Source organism: Pseudomonas marginalis, from assembly GCF_008692035.1.
In the GTDB taxonomy this organism is placed as follows: Bacteria; Pseudomonadota; Gammaproteobacteria; order Pseudomonadales; family Pseudomonadaceae; genus Aquipseudomonas; species Aquipseudomonas marginalis.
The window spans coordinates 1530269-1549721 of the sequence record NZ_VTFG01000001.1; the positions used below are offsets into that span (position 1 = coordinate 1530269).

The window sequence follows — 19453 nt, forward strand, 5'->3', positions numbered from 1 at the left end:
GCCGGGGTTTGTGTTTTCAGGGTTTATGCAACACCGTATTCCTCGCGCCATGCGGCCTCGATAATCGCCAGGAACTGCGGTTTGTACCAAGGTTCCCAGCCCGGCCTCTGCTTGAGTTCAACCCCAAACCCCGGCAGCGCAGGCAAATGCGCGAGCGCTTCGACGTTTTTCAAGCCCGGCACTTGGGCAAACCAGGGTAAAAGCGTCACACCGACTCCCGCCTGGACCGCTGAACGCAGCGACATCAAGTCTTCAGACTCATACACGCAGCGCCACCTGATGCCACTCTCCTCCAAACGCCGAATCGCCAGGCTCCTGAACACGCAGGGCGCCTTGAACAGCGCCAGCGAAACTTCCTGCCCTTCCATGGGGGCTGCCGCACACTCGCCACCCAGCCACATCAACGAAAGTGCATGCAAAGGCACGCCAGCGACTTTTGGCAACTCATCAATCATCAGGCCAATATCGATTCGTCCCTCACTGAACGCCTCTGCGAGCAACAGGGAACGCGCGACCTTGACCACAATTCGCACTGAAGGTAATTCAAGCGCCAGAGCAGGAATAATGCGCTGCAGGATTTCCTCGCTGAAATATTCGGGAATACCCAGCGTCACGGACTCTTGAGTGCGACTGGCATCAAACAGGCTCCCCACTTTGTCGTTGACGCTGACCATTTGCTGGGCATAGCCGGTCAAGCGCTCTCCTTCGAGGGTGAGCAACACCTGCCGATTGTCGCGCGCAAAAAGCTCGACACCCAGCAAATCCTCAAGTCGTCGAATTTGCTGGCTGATTGCCGGCTGGGTCAGGCTCAACGCTTGCGCGGCCCGGGTGAAACTGCCCAGCTCTGCGACCTTGAGGAAACTGCGCAGCGACTGAATATCAAGATTGACTCTCATGCCACACCCATGGGAGTGAGTAATTATTCCCCGCCATTAGTGCAAGGCGCCCGCTATACCTGTCAAGACTACCTACTTGGCGCGCACATGATTCATCCAATAAACCCCTGCCCCTGAAACAACAAACCCTACAATCGCCACCCCACTCGGCACCTCACCCAACACCAACGACGCCATGATCTGCGTGACCGCCGGAATCACATGAAACAAGTTCGTCGCCTTACTCGCCTCCCCGCGTCGAATCATCAAATACAGCAGCGTCAGCGCACCCACGGAGTTCATCAGCGTGATCCAGGCCACCGACGCTGCGAATGGAACCCACTCGGTGACCTGCATGGTTTCGGTGGTGTATGCCAGCAGCAGCATGACCAACGACGCGGTGACCATCTGAATGAAACACCCCACCCATAGATTCACCCCGCCAAGAAAGCGCTTCTGGTAGAGCGTGCCAAGCGTGATACCCAATAGCGCCAGGCCCACCGCGCCGTAACCACCCACTGACGCCTCGGAGCCAAAAAAGCTGCTGGCCACGACGATGGCCACGCCGCCAACGCCGAGGATCGAACCCGGCAGGTCGCGCCAACTCAATTGTTCACCCAGGCAGAAATAGGCACCGATCACCACGAACACCGGCATCAGCCCGACGATCAATGCCGCCTGCCCTGCGGGAACGCCGTGGCTGATGCCGGTGTAAAGGCCGCCGAACTGCAGGGCCTGCAACAGAAGCCCCACTGTCGCAGCATGGAAGTAGGGTGCAAGTCGTTTCGGCCATTGCGCCTTGATGGCGAGTGCAACGCCCAGGAACACCAGGGCAGCCAGGGCAAACCGATAGAACGTCATGGTGAAGGGCTCGCCATAACGCACACCGAACGCACCGCCGATGTAGCCGGAACTCCACAGCAGGATGAAGGCAATGGGCAGTGGCGATGTAAGGCGTACTTCGTAGCTTTTATCGGCAATCGGGTTCATTACACTCTCCAAACTGAGGGTTCTGGAGAGATAAGCTGCGCCAGGCGCTGAAATCGGTAAAATCATAAAATGTCAGGCGCATCATGCAGATTGCTTATGCATCATCCTTGTGGGAGGGGGATTGCCCCCTCCCACACTGCTGTAATCCTGCTCCAAGACTGCGCTGCATTCAGAATCGAGAGGCATCCCATGACCTGGCAACCCCACATCACCGTCGCCACCATCGTCGAAGACAACGGCAAATTCCTGATGGTCGAAGAGCTCAAGGGCGGCCGCGCCGTGCTCAACCAGCCCGCCGGCCATCTCGACCCGCATGAAACCCTGACCGAGGCCGCCGTGCGCGAGACCCTCGAAGAAACCGGCTGGGACGTGGAAGCCACGGGTATCGTCGGCATCTACCTGTACACCGCACCCAGCAACGGGGTTACCTATCAACGCGTCTGCTTTATTGCCAAGGCACTGAAACACCACCCGGACTATCAACTGGACGAAGGCATCCTGCGCGCCCGCTGGTTGAGCCGTGACGAGCTGATGGCCGTGCGCGACGACTGGCGCAGCGAGCTGATCATCCGCTGTATCGATGATTACCTGGCCGGTCAGCGTCACAGCCTGGAATTGATCCGCCCTTCTCTTTAGCCTTGCGGGCCCAGGCCTGTTAGAATCGCGTCCTTTTTCAAGACACCCGTTGAAACCCTATGCGTGATCCAGCCCCTTCTGACACACAAAAGAAGCGCGTCATCGTCGGCATGTCCGGCGGCGTGGACTCTTCCGTTTCCGCCGTTCTGCTCATGGAGCAGGGTTATGAGGTGGAAGGCCTGTTCATGAAGAACTGGGAAGAAGACGATGGAACGGAATATTGCACCGCCATGGACGACCTCGCGGACGCCCAGGCCGTGTGCGACAAAATTGGCATCAAGCTGCACACCGCCAACTTCGCCGCCGAGTACTGGGACAACGTGTTCGAGCACTTCCTGGCCGAATACAAGGCCGGTCGCACGCCGAACCCGGACATCCTGTGCAACCGCGAAATCAAGTTCAAGGCGTTCCTCGACTACGCCATGATCCTTGGCGCCGACTTGATTGCCACTGGCCACTACGTGCGCCGCCGTGACATCGATGGCCGCACCGAACTGCTCAAGGGCCTGGACCCGAACAAGGACCAGAGCTACTTCCTGCACGCCGTCGGTGGTGAACAGATCGCCAAGACCCTGTTCCCGGTGGGCGAGCTGGAAAAGCCAGAAGTGCGCAGGATCGCCGAGCAACACGGCCTGGCGACCGCCAAGAAGAAGGACTCCACCGGGATCTGCTTTATCGGCGAGCGCCGCTTCAGCGACTTCCTCAAGCAGTACCTGCCGGCGCAACCGGGCGAGATCAAGACCACCGACGGCGAAGTGATCGGCCGTCACCACGGCCTGATGTACCACACCATCGGCCAGCGCCAGGGCCTGGGCATCGGCGGCCTGAAGGACGCCGGCGAAGAGCCGTGGTACGTGCTGGTCAAGGACCTGGAGCACAACGTGCTGATCGTCGGCCAGGGCAATGAACACCCGCTGCTGTTCTCGGGCGCACTGCTGGCCTCGGAGATCTATTGGGTCAACCCGATCGACCTGAGCACCCCGCGCCGCCTGACGGCCAAGGTACGCTATCGCCAGGGCGACCAGCCCTGCGTCCTGGAAAAAACCGCGACGGGCTACCGCGCCACCTTTGATGACCCGCAACGCGCGGTCACCCCTGGCCAGTCCGTGGTGTTCTATGACGGCGAAATTTGCCTGGGCGGCGGCGTGATTGAAGTCGCCGAAGCCTGGAGCAACCCGGCATGAGCCCGACCCAGGAGCAATTGACAGCACTCGGCGGGGTATTTCTCTCCGCCGTGCTGGTGGACAAGATCGCCAAGACCGGCCAGGTTACCGAAGCCGGCCTGACCTGCATGCTCGGCAGCCTGCTGATCCGCGACCCCAAGGACACCCTGGAAGTCTACGGCGGCGACGACCTCGCACTGCGTGAAGGTTACCGCGCACTGATCGGCGCCCTGGAGCGCGACCCGAGTACCTTGCAGCGTGAGCCGCTGCGCTACGCCCTGTCGATGCTCGGCCTCGAGCGCCAGCTGGCCAAGCGCGAAGACATGCTGGAAACCATCGGCAAACGCCTGCCGCAGATCCAGTCCCAGGTAGAACACTTCGGCCCGGCCCACGAAAACGTGATCGCCGCCTGCGGTGCGCTGTACCAGGACACCTTGAGCACCTTGCGCCAACGCATCCAGGTGCACGGCGACATGCGCAACCTGCAGCAACCGAACAACGCCTCGAAAATCCGCGCACTGCTGCTCGCCGGCATTCGTTCGGCGCGGTTGTGGCGGCAATTGGGCGGTCATCGCTGGCAGCTGGTGATCAGCCGACGCAAATTGCTCAAAGAGCTTTACCCGTTGATGCGCAACGAATAAGTCGCACCGACAGGCTATTTTCAAGCCGTTACGCGTAATACGCCGGTCAGTTGGCAACGGACCGGCGGATTTTTTCATGTATGATACGCGCCCCATTTCGTTGCCCGACTGTCCGAGAACACCCCATGCAGCTCTCTTCGCTCACTGCGGTTTCCCCTGTTGACGGCCGCTACGCCGGCAAAACCCAGGCCCTGCGCCCTATTTTCAGCGAATACGGCCTGATCCGTGCTCGTGTACTGGTTGAAGTGCGCTGGCTCCAGCGCCTGGCCGCTCACCCCGCCATCAGCGAAGTGCCGGCGTTCTCCGCCGAAGCCAACGCTGTACTCGACGCCCTGGCGGACAACTTCTCCCTGGAGCACGCCGAGCGTGTGAAAGAGATCGAGCGCACCACCAACCACGACGTCAAGGCCATCGAATACCTGCTCAAGGAGCAGGCGGCCAAGCTGCCGGAACTGGCCCAGGTCAGCGAATTCATCCACTTTGCCTGCACCAGCGAGGACATCAACAACCTGTCCCACGCCCTGATGCTGCGCGAAGGCCGTGATGACGTGATGCTGCCGCTGATGCGCCAGACCGCCGAAGCGATCCGCGAGCTGGCCATCCGTTTCGCCGACGTGCCGATGCTGTCGCGTACCCACGGCCAGCCGGCGTCGCCGACTACCCTGGGCAAGGAACTCGCCAACGTGGTGTATCGCCTGGAGCGCCAGATCGCTCAAGTCGCCGCTGTCCCACTGCTAGGCAAGATCAACGGCGCCGTGGGCAACTACAACGCCCACCTGTCGGCCTACCCTGAGATCGACTGGGAAGCCAACGCCCGCGCCTTCATCGAAGACGAGCTGGGCCTGGGCTTCAACCCGTACACCACGCAGATCGAACCCCACGACTATATTGCCGAGCTGTTCGACGCCATCGCGCGCTTCAACACCATCCTGATCGACTTCGATCGCGATATCTGGGGCTACATCTCCCTGGGCTACTTCAAGCAGCGCACCATTGCCGGTGAAATCGGTTCGTCGACCATGCCGCACAAGGTCAACCCGATCGACTTCGAAAACTCCGAAGGCAACCTCGGCATCGCCAACGCCCTGTTCCAGCACCTGGCCAGCAAGTTGCCGATCTCCCGCTGGCAGCGCGACCTGACCGACTCCACCGTACTGCGCAACCTCGGCGTGGGCTTTGCCCACAGCGTGATCGCGTACGAAGCCAGCCTCAAAGGCATCAGCAAACTGGAGCTCAACGCGCAGAAAATCGCCGCTGACCTGGACGCGTGCTGGGAAGTGCTGGCCGAGCCGATCCAGACCGTGATGCGCCGCTACAACATCGAAAACCCTTACGAGAAGCTGAAAGAGTTGACCCGTGGCAAGGGCATCAGCCCTGAAGCACTGCAAACTTTCATCGACGGCCTGGACATGCCAGCCGCGGCCAAGGCCGAGCTGAAACTGCTCACCCCGGCCAACTACATCGGCAACGCTGTAGAGCAAGCCAAGCGCATCTGATTCGCGCAAGCCCCTTGAGACGCCCGGCCGCGCCGGGCGTTTTTATTTCAGTCTGAAAAGTGCTTTTTTTCAATAGGTTACACATGAATCCTGATATCCCTCTTCAACTTCTGGGCGGCATCACGGCACGGGAATTCCTGCGCGACTACTGGCAGAAAAAACCGCTGCTGATCCGCCAGGCGATCCCTGACTTCGAAAGCCCGATCGACGCCGACGAACTCGCCGGCCTGGCCCTGGAAGAAGAAGTCGAATCGCGCCTGGTGATCGAACACGGCGAACGCCCGTGGGAACTGCGCCGCGGCCCGTTCGCCGAAGACGCCTTCAGCACCCTGCCTGAGCGTGAGTGGACACTGCTGGTACAGGCAGTCGACCAGTTCGTGCCGGAAGTGGCCGAGTTGCTGGAGCAGTTCCGCTTCCTGCCAAGCTGGCGCATCGACGATGTGATGATCAGCTTTGCCGCACCCGGCGGCAGCGTAGGCCCGCACTTCGACAACTACGACGTGTTCCTGCTGCAGGCCCAGGGCAAGCGCAACTGGAAGATCGGCCAGATGTGCAGCTCCGAAAGCCCGCTGCTGCAACACGCCGACCTGCGCATCCTCGCCGAATTCGAAGAAAGCGCCGAATGGGTGCTGGAACCGGGCGACATGCTCTACCTGCCGCCACGCCTGGCGCATTTCGGCATCGCCGAAGATGACTGCATGACGTACTCGGTGGGCTTTCGCGCCCCAAGCGCCGCAGAAGTACTGACCCACTTCACCGACTTCCTCGCCCAGTACCTGACCGACGAAGAGCGCTACACCGACGCCGACGCGCAGCCGGTCAGCGACCCGCACCAGATCCAGAGCGACGCCCTCGACCGCCTCAAGAGCCTGCTGGCCGAGCACATGAGCGACGAGCGCATGCTGCTGACCTGGTTCGGCCAATTCATGACCGAGCCGCGCTACCCGGAACTGGTAGCAGGCGAAGAGCTGGGCGAAGACGACTTCATCAACAGCCTGCAGGACGGCGCGATCCTGGTGCGCAACCCAAGCGCGCGCATGGCCTGGTCGGAAGTCGACGATGACGTCCTGCTGTTCGCCAGCGGCCAGAGCCGTTACCTGCCGGGCAAACTGCGCGAACTGCTGAAACTGGTCTGCGCCGCCGATGCCCTGCACGCCGAAAACCTCGGCGAATGGCTGCTGGACGAAGACGCCCGTGACCTGCTGTGCGAGCTGGTCAAGCAAGGAAGCCTGGGGTTTGCCGATGAATAGGATTCACGTAGGTGTCGCGGACTGGCATAAGGATATCGCCGAGATTCGGCGCATTCGTGAAGCGGTATTTATCGCTGAACAATCGGTTCCACCTGAGCTTGAGTGGGATGCGGACGACGCAGACGCAGTGCATTTCCTTGCATTCGAAGGCGACTTTCCGATTGGCACCGCGCGCCTGCTGCCCAGCGGCGAGATCGGCCGGGTGTCGGTGCTCAAGGACTGGCGCGGGCTGAAGGTCGGCGACAAGCTGATGGAAGCGGTGATCGGCGTGGCCGAGCAACGTGGCCAGACCAAGCAGTTCCTGAGCGCGCAGGTGTATGCGGCGCCGTTCTATGAGCGACTGGGCTTCAAGATCGTCAGCGAGGAATTCCTGGAAGTCGGGATTCCCCATGTCGATATGGTGCGCGGGGGCTGATTCGAGACCGCGTCGCTGCCATCGGGGGCAAGCCCCCGATAGCTATTTCAGGAACACCAACAATGCCCTGCCATGCCAGGGCATTTTGCCGTCTACGATTCAACTTGCGACCCGCCAGGCCGACAAACTGGCACTATCAAGCCTAACTGACTCGCAGAGATAACGGACATGTCCCTACGCACCCTGCTCACCGCCCTCCTCCTCACCGCCAGCTGCTCGGCAATGGCCGACACCGAAGTCGTCAACCTGAGCAACCGCACCAGCACCGACCTGCTCCCGGTTGCACAGAACTTCATCGGCAAGGACGGCACCGTCAGCGCCTACGGCAACCAGCTTATCGTCAACGCTGCCCCCGGCAAGATCCAGGACCTGCGTGCGCTGCTCGCCCAGCTGGATACACCAGCCAAGCGCCTGCTGATCACCGTCGATACCAATGAAAACAACCAGCAGAACAGCGGCGACAGCCAGACCCGCATCATCAGCTACGGCACGGCCAGCCGCGACGGCGGCATCCAGCAGATCCAGGCCAGCGAAGGCGTGCCCGCGCTGATCCAGGTCGGCCAGAGCGTGCCACTGACCACGACCCAACCTGACGCCTACGGCCGTCCGCAGAACCAGACCCAGTACCGCAACGTCACCCAGGGCTTCTACGTCACCGCCAGCGTCACCGGCGAGACCGTGCACCTGGCGATCAGTACCAACCGTGACCGCATGAGCCAGGAACGTCCCGATGTAGTGAATGTGCAAAGCACCGACACAACCGTCAGCGGACGTCTTGGCGAATGGATCCCCCTGGCCGGCATCAACCGCGAGACCCAGGCCGATAAATCCTCCACAACCCGCAGCTACTCTACCCAGGGCCGCGATGACCTGACGTTGCGGGTCAAGGTCGACACCCTGAACTGAAGCACCAAAAACTGACTGATGAGTCGTATTAGACTAAAGATGTAGTGCCTGAAAAAAAGCACTACAAAACATTTGACGATCCAAAAAAGCATGGGCATGATGGCCTCGCTCCCGCTAATCAGGGGCCCTGGCAAGGGCCTTCGGATCGCCGCTCCAAGCTACCCACCCGAGCCGATTCGTGTCTGTACCGCCCACAAGGTGTGTTTGACGAGGTTGCGACTGGAACGAAGTTGTCCCGAGGGACGGAAGCTAACCAGGTAACCCGGCTACACACTGATGGATCGTACAAAGGCCCACGATGCCCGAAGACCGTTCGCAGTTCGCCCTTACCTGCTCAACTCCCCCCTTGAGCCATCGTTCATCCCGTCGCCTGCCCCGCCGAACTTGACTTGAACACCTGAGCTTCTGGTCAGCGAGCAGCCATAACCACGCATTCACTACGTGGCTGGCAAATGGAATTTTCCACCTAGACCTATGCGACGAGGTTTTCCCCCATGGCACTGACACGCGAACAGCAAATTGCAGCCCTCGAGAAAGACTGGGCTGAAAACCCACGCTGGAAAGGCGTAACCCGCGCTTATTCCGCTGCTGACGTCGTCCGCCTGCGTGGCTCGGTTCAACCTGAGCACACCTTTGCAAAACTCGGCGCCGAGAAGTTGTGGAAGCTGGTCACCCAAGGTGCCAAGCCGTCCTTCCGCCCCGAGAAAGATTTCGTCAACTGCATGGGCGCCCTCACTGGCGGCCAGGCAGTCCAACAGGTGAAAGCCGGTATCCAGGCGATCTACCTGTCCGGCTGGCAAGTGGCAGCGGACAACAACTCCGCTGAATCCATGTACCCCGACCAATCGCTGTACCCGGTGGACTCCGTGCCGACCGTGGTCAAGCGCATCAACAACTCGTTCCGTCGTGCCGACCAGATCCAGTGGAAAGCCGGTAAAGGCCCGGGTGATGAAGGCTACATCGACTACTTCGCGCCCATCGTGGCCGACGCCGAAGCCGGTTTCGGCGGCGTACTGAACGCCTATGAGCTGATGAAGAGCATGATCGAGGCTGGCGCGGCCGGCGTGCACTTCGAAGACCAACTGGCTTCGGTGAAGAAATGCGGCCACATGGGCGGCAAGGTACTGGTACCGACCCAGGAAGCCGTACAGAAGCTGACCGCTGCCCGCCTGGCGGCTGACGTTGCCGGCACGCCGACCATCATCCTGGCCCGTACCGACGCCAACGCTGCAGACCTGCTGACCTCGGACTGCGACCCGTACGACCAGCCGTTCGTGACGGGCGAACGCACCCAGGAAGGTTTCTACAAAGTGCGCGCCGGTCTCGACCAGGCCATCGCCCGCGGCCTGGCCTACGCGCCGTATGCCGACCTGATCTGGTGCGAAACCGCCAAGCCGGACCTGGACGAAGCGCGTCGCTTTGCCGAAGCAATCAAGAAGGAATACCCGGACCAGCTGCTGTCCTACAACTGCTCGCCTTCCTTCAACTGGAAAAAGAACCTGGACGACGCGACCATCGCCAAGTTCCAGCGCGAACTGTCCGCCATGGGCTACAAGCACCAGTTCATCACCCTGGCCGGCATTCACAACATGTGGCACAGCATGTTCAACCTGGCGCACGACTACGCCCGCAACGACATGACCGCCTACGTGAAGCTGCAGGAACAGGAATTCGCTGACGCCGCCAAGGGCTACACCTTTGTGGCCCACCAGCAGGAAGTGGGCACCGGCTACTTCGACGACATGACCACCGTGATCCAGGGCGGCACCTCGTCCGTGACCGCGCTGACCGGTTCGACCGAAGAAGAGCAGTTCCACTGATCGATGTGAGTACACGGCCACGGCGGATCCGTTAAAGAGCTAACCGCAGTGCCGCACGATCTGACGCCCCGACTGGTTCGGGGCGTTTTTTTTGCCGGTACACATCCCACTGATTCAATCGGGAAAATGTGGGAGGGGGCTTGCCCCCGATAGCGGTGAGGAACCCTCGCAACCTGAAGATTTTGTACAAAACCTTGATCCAGAGCGGTATTGGCTGCAGATAAATCGGTTAAAAGATCCGCTCCAACAACTCGCGCTAATCAGGCAAGTAACGGCAACTTACTCCGCTGCATGAGAAACAATCGCTTCAACCCCGCGCAAACAATATTCATTATCATTTAGAACATAAAAACTTCGTTACAGGTTAAACAAAACACATTTGATCAAATGCCCGCTAATGCCCGCCCCGCAAGGGCTACAGCCCCAAGAAGGTGCACTATGTGCTTATTCCATCGAATAATTTCGCCCTAGGAATTTTACTTGCCCGGTGTTTAGCCATAAAATCACCGCGATTGATTGCAGTGCGACATATCGTCACTGCATCGTTACTTTTTCGAGCTCAGAGACCTTTGCTCTCTGTTAAGGATTTCCAGCATGACCGAAGCGACAGGACTCATGGCCCACAACTGGGGCTTTGCCATTTTCCTCCTCGGTGTTGTCGGCCTTTGCGCCTTCATGCTCGGTGTGTCCAGCCTCCTCGGGTCAAAAGCCTGGGGCCGCAGCAAGAATGAACCGTTCGAATCCGGCATGCTGCCTACAGGTGGCGCCCGCTTGCGGCTCTCAGCCAAATTCTATCTGGTCGCGATGCTCTTCGTGATCTTCGACATCGAAGCCCTCTTTCTCTTTGCCTGGTCTGTGTCCGTCCGCGAAAGCGGCTGGACCGGATTCGTCGAAGCCCTCGTTTTCATAGCAATTCTGTTGGCAGGCCTTGTCTACCTATTTCGAGTGGGCGCCCTTGACTGGGCTCCGGAAGCTCGTCGTAAGCGGCAAGCGAAGCTGAAACAATGAGGCTTTGGCGATGCAATACAATCTCACCAGGATCGACCCGGATGCTCCTAACGAGCAGTACCCCATCGGCGAACGGGAAACCGTTTCCGATCCGTTAGAAGACCAAGTCCACAAGAACATCTACATGGGCAAGCTCGAAGACGTGCTGAGTGGCGCGGTCAACTGGGGACGTAAGAACTCCCTGTGGCCGTACAACTTCGGTCTTTCGTGCTGCTACGTGGAAATGACCACCGCCTTCACGGCGCCCCACGACATCGCGCGCTTTGGCGCCGAAGTTATCCGGGCATCACCGCGCCAGGCGGATTTCATGGTTATCGCCGGTACCTGCTTTATCAAGATGGCGCCGATCATCCAGCGTCTCTACGAGCAAATGCTCGAGCCAAAGTGGGTTATCTCCATGGGTTCGTGCGCCAACTCCGGTGGCATGTACGACATCTACTCCGTGGTTCAGGGGGTGGACAAGTTCCTGCCCGTGGACGTCTACGTGCCTGGCTGCCCGCCCCGCCCCGAAGCATTCCTGCAAGGCTTGATGCTGTTGCAGGAATCGATTGGCAAGGAGCGTCGCCCGCTTTCCTGGGTCGTCGGCGATCAAGGCGTGTACCGCGCCGAGATGCCGTCGCAAAAGGAACAGCGCCGCGAACAGCGAATCGCAGTCACCAACCTGCGCAGCCCCGACGAAGTCTGATCCAGCCCCGCTTCTTTTATAGAACGAAAACCTGGCTTCATTCTTTACGTTGACCGAAAGCGATAAAAAACCATGACTACAGGCAGTGCTCTGTACATCCCGCCTTATAAGGCAGACGACCAGGATGTGGTCGTCGAACTCAATAACCGTTTTGGCCCTGACGCCTTCACCGCCCAGGCCACACGCACCGGTATGCCGGTGCTGTGGGTGGCGCGCGCCAGGCTCGTCGAAGTCCTGACCTTCCTGCGCAACCTGCCCAAGCCGTACGTCATGCTCTATGACCTGCATGGCGTGGACGAGCGCCTGCGCACCAAGCGCCAGGGTCTGCCGAGCGGCGCCGATTTCACCGTGTTCTATCACCTGATGTCGCTGGAACGTAACAGCGACGTGATGATCAAGGTCGCACTGTCCGAGAGCGACCTGAGCGTGCCGACCGTGACCGGTATCTGGCCGAACGCCAGCTGGTACGAGCGCGAAGTCTGGGACATGTTCGGTATCGACTTCCCGGGCCACCCGCACCTGACGCGCATCATGATGCCGCCAACGTGGGAAGGTCACCCGCTGCGCAAGGACTTCCCTGCCCGCGCCACCGAATTCGACCCGTTCAGCCTCAACCTCGCCAAGCAGCAGCTTGAAGAAGAGGCCGCGCGCTTCCGTCCGGAAGACTGGGGCATGAAGCGCTCCGGCACCAACGAGGACTACATGTTCCTCAACCTGGGCCCGAACCACCCTTCGGCCCACGGTGCCTTCCGCATCATCCTGCAACTGGACGGCGAAGAAATCGTCGACTGCGTACCGGACATCGGCTACCACCACCGTGGTGCCGAGAAGATGGCCGAGCGTCAGTCGTGGCACAGCTTCATCCCGTACACCGACCGTATCGACTACCTCGGCGGCGTGATGAACAACCTGCCGTACGTGCTCTCGGTCGAGAAGCTGGCCGGCATCAAGGTCCCGGACCGCGTCGACACCATCCGCATCATGATGGCCGAGTTCTTCCGGATCACCAGCCACCTGCTGTTCCTGGGTACCTATATCCAGGACGTCGGCGCCATGACCCCGGTGTTCTTCACCTTCACCGACCGTCAGCGCGCCTACAAGGTCATCGAAGCCATCACCGGTTTCCGCCTGCACCCGGCCTGGTACCGCATCGGCGGCGTCGCCCACGACCTGCCGAATGGCTGGGAACGCCTGGTCAAGGAATTCATCGACTGGATGCCCAAGCGCCTGGACGAGTACCAGAAGGCTGCGTTGGATAACAGCATCCTCAAGGGCCGTACCATCGGCGTCGCCCAGTACAACACCAAAGAGGCCCTGGAATGGGGCGTCACCGGTGCCGGCCTGCGTTCCACCGGTTGCGATTTCGACCTGCGCAAGGCGCGTCCGTACTCGGGCTACGAAAACTTCGAGTTCGAAGTACCGCTGGCCGCCAATGGCGATGCCTACGACCGTTGCATCGTGCGCGTCGAAGAAATGCGCCAGAGCCTGAAGATCATCGAGCAGTGCATGCGCAACATGCCGGCCGGCCCGTACAAGGCGGATCACCCGCTGACCACGCCGCCGCCGAAAGAGCGCACGCTGCAGCACATCGAAACCCTGATCACGCACTTCCTGCAGGTTTCGTGGGGCCCGGTAATGCCGGCCAACGAATCCTTCCAGATGATCGAAGCGACCAAGGGTATCAACAGTTATTACCTGACGAGCGATGGCGGCACCATGAGCTACCGCACCCGGATTCGTACCCCAAGCTTCGCCCACTTGCAGCAGATCCCTTCGGTGATCAAAGGCGAGATGGTCGCGGACTTGATTGCGTACCTGGGTAGTATCGATTTCGTTATGGCCGACGTGGACCGCTAAGCATGAACAGCACGCTTATCCAGACAGACCGTTTCACCTTGAGTGAAACCGAGCGCTCGGCCATCGAGCACGAGCTGCATCACTACGAAGACCCGCGCGCGGCGTCGATCGAGGCCTTGAAGATCGTCCAGAAGGAACGTGGCTGGGTGCCGGACGGCGCCCTCTACGCCATCGGCGAGATCCTCGGCATCCCCGCCAGCGACGTTGAAGGCGTGGCGACGTTCTACAGCCAGATCTTCCGCCAGCCGGTCGGCCGCCACATCATTCGCGTGTGCGACAGCATGGTCTGCTACATCGGTGGCCACGAGTCGGTGGTCAGCGAGATCCAGGCCAAGCTGGGCATCGGCCTCGGCCAGACCACCCCGGACGGCCGCTTCACGCTGCTGCCGGTGTGCTGCCTGGGCAACTGCGACAAGGCGCCGGCGTTGATGATCGACGACGACACATTCGGTGACGTGCAGCCTGCTGGCGTGACCCAATTGCTCGAGGGCTACCCATGACCCTGACTTCCTTCGGCCCGGCCAACCTGATCAAGCGTTCGGCCGAGACCCACCCGCTGACCTGGCGCCTGCGTGACGACGGCGAGCCGGTATGGCTCGACGAGTACCAGGCCAAGAACGGCTACGCCGCTGCGCGCAAGGCCTTCGCCGACATGGCCCAGGACGACATCGTCCAGACCGTGAAGGACGCCGGCCTCAAGGGTCGCGGCGGTGCAGGCTTCCCCACCGGTGTTAAGTGGGGCCTGATGCCCAAAGACGAATCCATCAACATCCGCTACCTGCTGTGCAACGCGGATGAAATGGAACCCAACACCTGGAAAGACCGCATGCTGATGGAGCAACTGCCCCATCTGCTGATCGAAGGCATGCTGATCAGCGCCCGCGCGCTGAAAACCTACCGTGGCTACATCTTCCTGCGCGGCGAATACACCACCGCCGCCAAGCACCTCAACCGTGCCGTGGCAGAAGCCAAGGCCGCAGGCCTGCTGGGCAAGAACATCCTCGGTTCGGGCTTTGACTTCGAACTGTTCGTGCACACCGGCGCCGGGCGTTACATCTGCGGTGAAGAAACCGCACTGATCAACTCCCTCGAAGGCCGCCGCGCCAACCCGCGCTCCAAGCCGCCCTTCCCTGCCGCCGTGGGCGTGTGGGGCAAGCCGACCTGCGTGAACAACGTCGAGACCCTGTGCAACGTGCCGGCGATCATCGCCGACGGCGTGGACTGGTACAAATCGTTGGCCCGCGAAGGCAGTGAAGACATGGGCACCAAGCTCATGGGCTTCTCCGGCAAGGTCAAGAACCCTGGCCTGTGGGAGCTGCCCTTCGGCGTGACCGCACGCGAGTTGTTCGAGGACTACGCCGGCGGCATGCGCGACGGCTACACCCTCAAGGCCTGGCAGCCAGGCGGCGCCGGCACCGGCTTCCTGCTCCCCGAGCACCTCGACGCACAGATGTATGCCGGCGGCATCGGCAAGGTGGGCACCCGGATGGGTACCGGCCTGGCGATGGCGGTGGACAACACCGTGAACATGGTCTCGCTGCTGCGCAACATGGAGCAGTTCTTTGCCCGTGAATCCTGCGGCTTCTGCACCCCATGCCGCGACGGCCTGCCGTGGAGCGTGAAGCTGCTGATGGCCCTGGAAAATGGCGAAGGCCGCGAGGGTGATATCGAAACCCTGCTGGGCCTGGTCGGCTTCCTCGGCCCAGGCAAGACCTTCTGTGCTCACGCACCGGGCGCCGTGGAGCCATTGGGCAGCGCAATCAAATACTTCCGCTCGGAGTTCGAAGCCGGCATTGCGCCCACCAGCGCCGCCGTCCCGCCTCTGGCAAGGCCGATCGTAGTCGGCGCGTAACGCTTAAACAGGCGAAGGGTCCGTGCCCTTCGCCTGCTCATGTGCTGACGCCTTCATGGCTGTGTAGATGCACATGAATAACAAGATTCCATTAGCCACGCCCGCTGACAACGGGCCAACGAAGAACTTTGAACCATGGCCACTATCCACGTAGACGGCAAAGCGCTCGAAGTCGATGGGGCGGACAACCTGTTACAGGCGTGTCTGTCACTCGGCCTCGATATCCCGTATTTCTGCTGGCACCCCGCGCTTGGTAGCGTCGGTGCCTGTCGCCAGTGTGCGGTCAAGCAGTACACCGACGAAAACGACACCCGTGGTCGTATCGTCATGTCCTGCATGACCCCAGCCACCGACAACACCTGGATCTCCATCGACGATGAAGAATCCAAGGCGTTCCGCGCCAGCGTTGTCGAATGGCTGATGACCAACCACCCCCACGACTGCCCGGTCTGTGAGGAAGGCGGTCACTGCCACCTGCAAGACATGACGGTGATGACCGGCCACAACGAGCGCCGTTATCGCTTCACCAAGCGTACCCACCAGAACCAGCAACTGGGCCCGTTCATTTCCCACGAAATGAACCGCTGCATCGCCTGCTACCGCTGCGTACGTTTCTATAAAGACTACGCCGGCGGCACCGACCTCGGCGTATTCGGCGCCCACGACAACGTGTACTTCGGTCGCGTTGAAGACGGCGTGCTCGAAAGCGAGTTCTCCGGCAACCTCACCGAGGTCTGCCCGACCGGTGTGTTCACCGACAAGACCCACTCCGAGCGCTACAACCGTAAGTGGGACATGCAGTTCTCGCCAAGCATCTGCCATGGCTGCTCGAGCGGTTGCAACATCTCCCCGGGCGAGCGCTACGGCGAACTGCGTCGCATCGAAAACCGCTTCAACGGTTCGGTCAACCAGTACTTCCTGTGCGACCGTGGCCGTTTCGGCTATGGCTACGTCAACCGCGAAGACCGCCCACGCCAGCCACTGCTGGCCGATGGCGCCAAGCTGAGCCTGGACGCGGCGCTAGACAAAGCCGCCGACCTGCTGCGCGGCCGCAACATCGTCGGTATCGGCTCGCCCCGCGCCAGCCTCGAAAGCAACTACGCGTTGCGCGAGCTGGTGGGTGCCGAGCACTTCTACTCCGGTATCGAAGCCGGTGAGCTTGAGCGCATCCGCCTGGTCCTGCAGGTGCTGAACGACAGCCCGCTGCCGGTGCCGAACATGCGCGACATCGAAGACCACGATGCCATCTTCGTGCTCGGTGAAGACCTGACCCAGACCGCCGCGCGTATCGCGCTGTCCCTGCGTCAGTCGGTCAAAGGCAAGGCCGAAGACATGGCCGACGCCATGCGCGTCCAGCCTTGGCTCGACGCTGCGGTGAAAAACATCGGCCAGCACGCGCTGAACCCGCTGTTTATCGCCAGCCTGGCGGAAACCAAGCTCGACGACATCGCCGAGGAATGCGTCCACGCCGCACCGGACGACCTGGCCCGCATCGGTTTCGCCGTGGCCCACGCCCTCGACGCCAGCGCACCGGCAGTCGAAGGCCTGGACACTGAAGCCGCCGAACTGGCCCAACGCATTGCCGATGCCTTGCTGGCAGCCAAGCGTCCATTGATCATTGCCGGTACCTCGCTGGGTTCCAAGGCCTTGATCGAAGCCGCCGCCAACATCGCCAAGGCCTTGAAGCTGCGCGACAAGAACGGCTCCATCAGCCTGGTGGTGCCGGAAGCCAACAGCCTTGGCCTGGCCATGCTCGGCGGCGAGTCCCTGGATGCCGCCCTGCAAACCGTGATCGACGGCACTGCCGATGCGATCGTGGTGCTGGAAAACGACCTGTACACCCGCACCGACGCCGCCAAGGTTGACGCTGCGCTGAACGCCGCCAAGGTCCTGATCGTCGCCGACCACCAGAAGACCGCCACCAGCGATCGCGCCGACCTGGTACTGCCGGCCGCCACCTTCGCCGAAGGCGACGGCACCCTGGTCAGCCAGGAAGGCCGTGCCCAGCGCTTCTTCCAGGTGTTCGATCCGAAGTACATGGACGCCAGCATCCTGGTTCACGAAGGCTGGCGCTGGCTGCATGCCCTGCGCGCGACCCTGCTGAACCAGCCGATCGACTGGACCCAGCTCGACCACGTCACCGCCGCAGCCGCCGCGAGCGCGCCGCAGCTGGCGCGTATCGTCGACGCCGCACCGTCCGCCGCGTTCCGCATCAAGGGCATGAAGCTCGCCCGTGAGCCGCTGCGTTACTCCGGTCGTACCGCCATGCGCGCCGACATCAGCGTGCACGAACCGCGTACCCCGCAAGACAACGACACCGCGTTCGCCTTCTCCATGGAAGGTTACTCGGGTTCGGTCGAGCCACGTCAGCAGGTGCCGTTTGCCTGGTCGCCGGGCTGGAACTCGCCACAGGCCTGGAACAAGTTCCAGGACGAAGTCGGTGGTCACATCCGCGCCGGCGACCCGGGCACTCGCCTGATCGAACCCCAGGGCGACGCGCTGAACTGGTTCGCTGCGGTCCCGCGTCCGTTCAACCCGGCCCAGGGCACCTGGCAGGTTGTGCCGTTCTTCCACCTGTTCGGCAGCGAAGAGACCTCTTCCAAGGCCGCGCCGGTACAAGAGCGCATTCCCGAGGCCTACGTGTCCGTGGCCAAGTCCGAAGCGGACCGCCTGGGCGTCAACGACGGCGCCCTGCTCGACGTGACCGTGGCCGGCCAGACCCTGCGTCTGCCGCTGCGCATCAACGAAGAGCTGGGTGCCGGCCTGGTTGCCCTGCCTAAAGGCGTCGCCGGCATCCCGCCGGCGATCTTCGGCAAAACCGTTGACGGTCTGCAGGAGGCAGCGCAATGACCTGGTTCACCCCTGAAGTGATCGACGTGATCATCTCGGTCGTCAAGGCCATCGTGATCCTGTTGGCCGTGGTCGTCGCGGGCGCCCTGCTCAGCTTCGTCGAACGTCGCCTGCTGGGCTGGTGGCAGGACCGTTACGGTCCGAACCGCGTTGGCCCGTTCGGTATGTTCCAGATCGCCGCCGACATGCTGAAGATGTTCTTCAAGGAAGACTGGACCCCGCCGTTTGCCGACAAGGTGATCTTCACCCTGGCACCGGTCGTGGCCATGAGCGCCTTGCTGATCGCCTTCGCGATCATCCCGATCACCCCGACCTGGGGCGTGGCGGACCTGAACATCGGCTTGCTGTTCTTCTTCGCCATGGCCGGCCTGTCGGTCTACGCGGTGCTGTTCGCCGGCTGGTCGAGCAACAACAAGTTCGCCCTGCTGGGCAGCTTGCGGGCCTCGGCCCAGACCGTGTCCTACGAAGTGTTCATGGGCCTCGCGCTGATGGGCATCGTGGTGCAGGTCGGCTCGTTCAACATGCGCGACATCGTCGAGTACCAGGCGCAGAACCTGTGGTTCATCATTCCGCAGTTCTTCGGCTTCTGTACCTTCTTCATCGCCGGCGTCGCCGTGACTCACCGTCACCCGTTCGACCAGCCGGAAGCGGAACAGGAACTGGCCGACGGTTACCACATTGAATACGCCGGCATGAAATGGGGCATGTTCTTCGTCGGTGAGTACATCGGCATCATCTTGATCTCGGCCCTGCTGGTCACGCTGTTCTTCGGCGGCTGGCACGGTCCGTTCGGCATCCTGCCGCAGCTGGCGTTCTTCTGGTTCTTCCTGAAGACCGCGTTCTTCATCATGCTGTTTATCCTGCTGCGCGCTTCCATTCCGCGTCCACGATACGACCAGGTGATGGATTTCAGCTGGCGCTTCTGCCTGCCGCTGACCCTGATCAATTTGCTGGTGACTGCTGCCGTTGTGTTGTTGAACACGCCAGCGGGCGCGGTTCAGTGAGGATT

General features: G+C 61.3%; 17 protein-coding genes. 15 read left to right on the plus strand and 2 right to left on the minus strand.

Annotation, left to right across the window (positions count from 1 at the left end; translation table 11 throughout):
• Positions 1 to 23: 23 nt before the first annotated feature.
• Both FX984_RS06820 and FX984_RS06825 read right to left on the minus strand, forming a co-directional pair.
• Positions 24 to 896: a LysR family transcriptional regulator gene (locus tag FX984_RS06820; RefSeq protein ID WP_027606335.1), complete on the minus strand. Its 873-nt coding sequence runs from the start codon at positions 894 to 896 to the stop codon at positions 24 to 26.
• 72 nt (positions 897 to 968) lie between these two features.
• On the minus strand, positions 969 to 1865 hold the full coding sequence (locus FX984_RS06825; RefSeq protein WP_092357614.1) for a DMT family transporter: 897 nt from the start codon (positions 1863 to 1865) through the stop codon (positions 969 to 971).
• 189 nt (positions 1866 to 2054) lie between these two features.
• On the opposite strand from FX984_RS06825, the gene FX984_RS06830 reads away from it, so the two are divergent.
• From FX984_RS06830 to nuoH, 15 genes are all read left to right on the plus strand, one after another.
• A complete protein-coding gene (locus tag FX984_RS06830; protein ID WP_027606333.1) occupies positions 2055 to 2501 on the plus strand; it encodes an NUDIX hydrolase in 447 nt (148 codons plus the stop codon).
• A gap of 59 nt (positions 2502 to 2560) precedes the next feature.
• A complete protein-coding gene (gene mnmA, locus FX984_RS06835) occupies positions 2561 to 3685 on the plus strand; it encodes a tRNA 2-thiouridine(34) synthase MnmA (protein ID WP_098479174.1) in 1125 nt (374 codons plus the stop codon).
• The gene (gene hflD / locus FX984_RS06840) at positions 3682 to 4305 is read left to right on the plus strand and encodes a high frequency lysogenization protein HflD (protein WP_027606331.1); all 624 of its coding nucleotides are present in this window, start codon (positions 3682 to 3684) and stop codon (positions 4303 to 4305) included. Before mnmA ends, hflD begins: the two co-directional genes overlap by 4 nt.
• A gap of 125 nt (positions 4306 to 4430) precedes the next feature.
• Positions 4431 to 5801 carry an adenylosuccinate lyase gene (gene purB / locus FX984_RS06845; protein WP_027606330.1) on the plus strand — a complete coding sequence of 457 codons (1371 nt, stop codon included), beginning with the start codon at positions 4431 to 4433 and terminating at the stop codon, positions 5799 to 5801.
• 83 nt (positions 5802 to 5884) lie between these two features.
• Positions 5885 to 7051 (plus strand): ribosomal protein uL16 3-hydroxylase, encoded by a 1167-nt coding sequence (locus FX984_RS06850; protein ID WP_027606329.1) that lies wholly within the window; start codon positions 5885 to 5887, stop codon positions 7049 to 7051.
• Positions 7044 to 7466, plus strand: coding sequence for a GNAT family N-acetyltransferase (locus tag FX984_RS06855; RefSeq protein WP_027606328.1), 423 nt, complete (start codon positions 7044 to 7046; stop codon positions 7464 to 7466). Before FX984_RS06850 ends, FX984_RS06855 begins: the two co-directional genes overlap by 8 nt.
• 168 nt (positions 7467 to 7634) lie before the next feature.
• Positions 7635 to 8372, plus strand: coding sequence for a secretin N-terminal domain-containing protein (locus FX984_RS06860; RefSeq protein ID WP_027606327.1), 738 nt, complete (start codon positions 7635 to 7637; stop codon positions 8370 to 8372).
• Between the two features lie 494 nt (positions 8373 to 8866).
• Positions 8867 to 10192: an isocitrate lyase gene (aceA, locus tag FX984_RS06865; RefSeq protein ID WP_003219577.1), complete on the plus strand. Its 1326-nt coding sequence runs from the start codon at positions 8867 to 8869 to the stop codon at positions 10190 to 10192.
• A 594-nt stretch (positions 10193 to 10786) separates the two neighbouring features.
• Positions 10787 to 11200: an NADH-quinone oxidoreductase subunit A gene (locus FX984_RS06870; protein WP_003219575.1), complete on the plus strand. Its 414-nt coding sequence runs from the start codon at positions 10787 to 10789 to the stop codon at positions 11198 to 11200.
• Between the two features lie 10 nt (positions 11201 to 11210).
• Positions 11211 to 11885, plus strand: a complete 675-nt coding sequence (locus FX984_RS06875) for a NuoB/complex I 20 kDa subunit family protein (protein ID WP_003174719.1) — start codon at positions 11211 to 11213, stop codon at positions 11883 to 11885.
• A gap of 72 nt (positions 11886 to 11957) precedes the next feature.
• Positions 11958 to 13742, plus strand: coding sequence for an NADH-quinone oxidoreductase subunit C/D (gene nuoC / locus FX984_RS06880; protein ID WP_027606326.1), 1785 nt, complete (start codon positions 11958 to 11960; stop codon positions 13740 to 13742).
• A 2-nt stretch (positions 13743 to 13744) separates the two neighbouring features.
• Positions 13745 to 14242 carry an NADH-quinone oxidoreductase subunit NuoE gene (gene nuoE / locus FX984_RS06885; protein ID WP_010566874.1) on the plus strand — a complete coding sequence of 166 codons (498 nt, stop codon included), beginning with the start codon at positions 13745 to 13747 and terminating at the stop codon, positions 14240 to 14242.
• Positions 14239 to 15594: an NADH-quinone oxidoreductase subunit NuoF gene (gene nuoF / locus FX984_RS06890; RefSeq protein ID WP_027606325.1), complete on the plus strand. Its 1356-nt coding sequence runs from the start codon at positions 14239 to 14241 to the stop codon at positions 15592 to 15594. The genes nuoE and nuoF overlap by 4 nt, the downstream gene beginning before the upstream one ends.
• Before the next feature lie 135 nt (positions 15595 to 15729).
• The gene (gene nuoG / locus FX984_RS06895; RefSeq protein WP_027606324.1) at positions 15730 to 18444 is read left to right on the plus strand and encodes an NADH-quinone oxidoreductase subunit NuoG; all 2715 of its coding nucleotides are present in this window, start codon (positions 15730 to 15732) and stop codon (positions 18442 to 18444) included.
• Entirely contained in the window at positions 18441 to 19448 is a 1008-nt protein-coding gene (gene nuoH, locus FX984_RS06900; protein WP_017137518.1) for an NADH-quinone oxidoreductase subunit NuoH, read from the plus strand. Before nuoG ends, nuoH begins: the two co-directional genes overlap by 4 nt.
• Positions 19449 to 19453: the final 5 nt, after the last annotated feature.